Source organism: Photorhabdus namnaonensis, assembly GCF_001684335.1.
GTDB lineage: Bacteria > Pseudomonadota > Gammaproteobacteria > Enterobacterales > Enterobacteriaceae > Photorhabdus > Photorhabdus namnaonensis.
This window is the reverse complement of sequence record NZ_LOIC01000094.1, coordinates 89,309-93,704: the sequence shown is the minus strand read 5'-3', so window position 1 is coordinate 93,704 and position 4,396 is coordinate 89,309. Positions and strand designations below refer to the sequence as shown.

The window sequence follows — 4,396 nt, the reverse complement described above, 5'->3', positions numbered from 1 at the left end:
CATTGCCGCTCAGATCCAATAACAGCGGGTCAACATAAGTGTTAAACGTTGTCATCGCCGACAAGCCGTTCAACGTCACGGCATTGCGCAGGCTGGTATCCTGTTTATTGCTGTTCAAGGTCAGGTCGAGGTAGAACTGTGACAAATAGGCGTTAGGCCGGACATTAGGGTCGAGCTGCATTTCACCGGGACGAATGCCGCCTGTGGCAAGGCTAGCCATCTGTGTTGAAGCGAAATCGGTTTTATTGAGAATGCCCGCGAGGGTGAATATTTTATGGGTCGCTGAATTTTGGATATAACCGTTGGTGACATCCTGCTGAGCCTTACTTTCTCCCTGAATCTGCCGCTGGGGTTGTGGCGAGGGCTTGATATCAATGTTAATCAAATTTGTCCCCAGTGGGCGGGTACGCATATCCTCCGAGGTAAGCCATAAACATTGCATGCCGCCTTTTTCTTCATAATACTCACCATGACGAGTCAGGTTGTCACGAATGATTTGAGATCCATGCTTAGTAAACATCTTCTGCAAATCATCAACATTATTATTAGGCCACAGATCTCCTTGAAAATCTTTACGACTGAATCCAAAAAAATCTTTACGACTGTATCCAATGACTTTTAATGATGCAAACACGAAATCCACGCAACTGTTGGTGAGCAATCTGTAACGCATAGCATCAAATTCTTCTGGCTTTGGTTTTTCTGAAAATTTGCTTAACTTGTTGTACTGATCTTCAGTTAAGGACACGGTAACTTCATAAGAGGTCTGTTGGTAGGCGGCATTATCATGAGGAGTTATTTGCCCTTCACCAGACATTTCGTCATACACTGACTCGAAACCATAACTTTTTTCATTTCCGTTCCCGTCACTTAAAACATACCACATATGACCGCCGGATGAAGAATGTACATCTCCCGCTTTATGCTCATTCTTATCGGCTTGATAAACATATTTAGCCCCCATCGGAGCAACTTTATAGGTTACGGTATAGCTCTTTGCCATCTTTGATATTTCCTTTGTTTATACTGATACCATTTTAAATCTTCGGATTAAAATATATGAGCTGTACAAAACTCTGAATGCCATTAAAAGCAGGCACATCCTCCAGGGTGGTAATTACCGCAGAGTAACGTCCGGGAGGTAACGAAAGTGTTTTAATTTCTCGCACAGCCGTAGTTATCCTTCTCCCTTCGTAATCGAAGCTACGTCCCCAGCTACGTCCCCCTGCATTTATTTTCTCGTCAAAAAAAACCTCGCCGTTTCTAACCAAATGAAGCGAAACGGGGGTTATCACTCCTTCCTTATCAATATAACCGAATAATTCAAGCCGCCTTTTCATTTCATCATCATCCCCTTTATCAAACAGCAGAGCAAACTGATAATCCCCAGCCTTTCTCTTACTGAGTTCAAAATTAATCTCGATGGATTGCCCCGAATGCGACACATCAATCGGCTTATATATAGTATCAATGTGCTTAGAACATGCCATTAATAAGGTAAAACTCATAAAAACAATAATATTTCGCCAGTTTTTAAACCTTTCGTGTATACGTAATACTTTCATTTTGTCACTCCAAATTTTGATATTTCCTTTGTTTATACTGATACCATTTTAAATCTTCGGATTAAAATATGTGAACTCGACAAAACTCTCTATGCCATTAAAAGCAGGGACATCCTCCAAGGTGGTAATGACAGCAGAGTAACGTCCGGGGGGTAACTCAAGTATTTTAATATTGCGCACTGCCGTATTTATCCTTCTTGCTTTGTAATAGACGGTTCGCCCCCAACAGCATTCCCCTACGTTTATTTTCTCGTCAAAAAAAACCTCGCCGTTTTTAACCAGAAGAAGCGAAACGGGAATGGCAACCCCATCGTGATTAATATCCCCGTACAACTTAAATCTCCTGTCCATTTCATCATGACCACGCCCAGTAGCAAACATCAGGGCAAACTGATAATCTCCAATCTTACTGATTTCAAAATCAATCTTGACTGATTGATCAGATTGCGTCACATCAATCGGCCTATATATATCAATGGGCTCAGAGCAAGCCGCCAACCAGGCACAACTAAAAAAAATAATCATCTTGTACCATTTTTTGAACTTTTCGTGTACTTGTAATACGTTCATTACGTCACTCCAAATTTTGATATTTCCTTTGTTTATACTTGTCATACCTGAATATGCATTTATTATCTCTCCGTAGTTCAGGGAAATAATAAGCAACTTTCATCTTGCGAGCTGCAACTTGAAATTTATGTGGTATATACTGATACTATTTTAAACATTCGGAAAATGCGTGAGCTGTACAAAACTCTCAATGCCATGAAAAGCAGGCACATCCTCCAGGGTGGTAATTACCGCAGAGTAACGTCCAAGGGGTAACTTAAATATTTCAATATCGCGCACTGCCGTATTTATCTTTCTCTTTTTATAATGAATGGTATGTTCCCAACCAGTCCCCAGCGTTTTTATTTCCCCGTCAAAAAGAACCTGACCGTCTTTAACCAAACGAAGCAAAACGGGAATAACAACCCCATCCTTACCAATATCCCCGAACAACTTAAATCGCCTTTCCATTTCATCATGACCATCCCCAGCAGCAAACAGTAGAGCAAACTGATAATCTCTAACCTTGCTGATCTCAAAATCAATTTTGACTGATTGACCAGACTTCGATACGTCAATCGGTTTGTATATATCAATGGGCTTAGAGCAGGCTATTAATAAGGCGCAGCTCATAAAAATAATAATGTTTTGCCAGTTTTTGAACCTTTCGTGTACCCGTAATACTTTCATTTCGCCACTCCAAATTTTGATATTTTCTTTGTTTACACCAATATCATTTTAAATCTTCGGATTGTAATAAGTGAACTCAACAAAACTCTCAATGCCATTAAAAGCGGGGACATCCTCCAAAGTGGTAATGACAACAGAATAACGTCCGGGGGGTAATACAAGTGTTTTAATATCGCGCACCGTCGTATTTATCCTTCTCTCATTGTAATAAAAGGATTGTATTCCTTCGCTTCCCACCGTATTTATTTCCTTATCAAAAAAAACCTTACCGTCTTTAACCAGACGAAGCGAAACGGGGACAGCAACCCCATCCTTATCAATATTTCCGAACAACTTATCCCGCCTTTGCATTTCAGCAAAATCATCCCCATTGGCAAATAGCAGGGCAAACTGATAATTACCAGCTTTGCGCTTGCTGAGTTCAAAATTAATCTCGACGGATTTCCCAGCATGCGACACATCAATCGGTTTATATATAGTATCAATGTAATTAGAGCATGCCATTAACAAAGTACAGCTCATGAAAATAATCATATTGCGCCAGTTTTTGAACCTTTCGTGTATACGTAATACTTTCATTTCATCACTCCAAATAAAGTAAGGCTGCCAAAAACATTAACGGTCATTTATCTCAAACCCGGAAAACGGTGAGTATGGCGAGCCGAGTTCACAGAGCTGCCCTCATAACCTACCGCTCTCTCAAACTTTCATCCAGATGCTGCTGCAATGGGCTCAAGAAATAATCGATCACGCGACGTTGATCGGTTTTTATCTCTGCCGTGATCGACATACCCGGAGACAGTGGGACTCGCTGACCATTGACCAGCACGTGATCAGACTTCAAGCGAATCCGGCTGCTATAAATGAGTCCACGCTTTTCGTCCTCGATGGCGTCGTTCGATACGTTCAGCACTTCGCCGTCAACGGTGCCATACTTGGTGAAAGTGAAGGTTTCCACTTTGACGGTGACCGGTTGACCAACATGGACGAAACCCACGTCCTTGTTTTCCAACATGGCCTCCACTTCTACCGGTTGGTCCGCGGGGACGATGACCATCAGCGGCTGAGCGGGTGTCACCACGCCGCCAACGGTATGGATAGCAAGTTGTTGAACTGTGCCGGCCACCGGGGCTTTAAGACTGGTCAGAGTTTCCTGGTAACGGGCCTTCGCCAGCTCCTGAATCAAGGTCGCCGCTTTTTTGTTGGCTTCCTGTTGCAGGTCGAGCATGGCGCGACGATTTTGCGCGACAACAGTTTCACGCCGACGCCGCGCCTCGTCCTGAGCGGCGGTGTACTGCAAGACACTGGCCTGTTGTACGCTTAACTGGCGTTGCAGATCCAGTCGCGTCTGCTCTTTCTCCAGATATTCATGCCGCGACACATACTGTTTCGTCAGTAATCGTTGGTAATCCTCGGCCAATTGTGTAGCAATCGGCAGCGTTTTTCGCAGGCTAGCCACCTGAGATTGGGCTGACTGGATTTCGGCGCTGCGTTGGAGAATTTCCGCGTCCACCAACTCCAGGTTGCTGCGGTATTCCTGATATTGTCCTTGAAGCCAGCGTTGGGCACTGAGCACCTGCTCAGGGCTGGCA

Annotated in this window: 5 protein-coding genes and 1 pseudogene; all 6 read right to left on the bottom strand. The window is 43.5% G+C overall.

The window, feature by feature from the left end:
• Positions 1 to 1,003 (bottom strand): annotated as a pseudogene (locus Phpb_RS27140) (S8 family serine peptidase); the annotation flags it as partial.
• Between the two features lie 34 nt (positions 1,004 to 1,037).
• Positions 1,038 to 1,565 carry a DUF5625 family protein gene (locus Phpb_RS21370; protein WP_065392127.1) on the bottom strand — a complete coding sequence of 176 codons (528 nt, stop codon included), beginning with the start codon at positions 1,563 to 1,565 and terminating at the stop codon, positions 1,038 to 1,040.
• Positions 1,566 to 1,613: 48 nt separating this feature from the next.
• Positions 1,614 to 2,135 carry a DUF5625 family protein gene (locus Phpb_RS21365; RefSeq protein ID WP_065392130.1) on the bottom strand — a complete coding sequence of 174 codons (522 nt, stop codon included), beginning with the start codon at positions 2,133 to 2,135 and terminating at the stop codon, positions 1,614 to 1,616.
• A gap of 150 nt (positions 2,136 to 2,285) precedes the next feature.
• A complete protein-coding gene (locus Phpb_RS21360; protein ID WP_065392126.1) occupies positions 2,286 to 2,804 on the bottom strand; it encodes a DUF5625 family protein in 519 nt (172 codons plus the stop codon).
• 48 nt (positions 2,805 to 2,852) lie between these two features.
• The gene (locus Phpb_RS21355) at positions 2,853 to 3,383 is read right to left on the bottom strand and encodes a DUF5625 family protein (protein WP_065392125.1); all 531 of its coding nucleotides are present in this window, start codon (positions 3,381 to 3,383) and stop codon (positions 2,853 to 2,855) included.
• A 109-nt stretch (positions 3,384 to 3,492) separates the two neighbouring features.
• On the bottom strand, positions 3,493 to 4,396 hold a 904-nt coding region (locus Phpb_RS27135; RefSeq protein WP_240492647.1), incomplete at its 5' end, for an HlyD family type I secretion periplasmic adaptor subunit.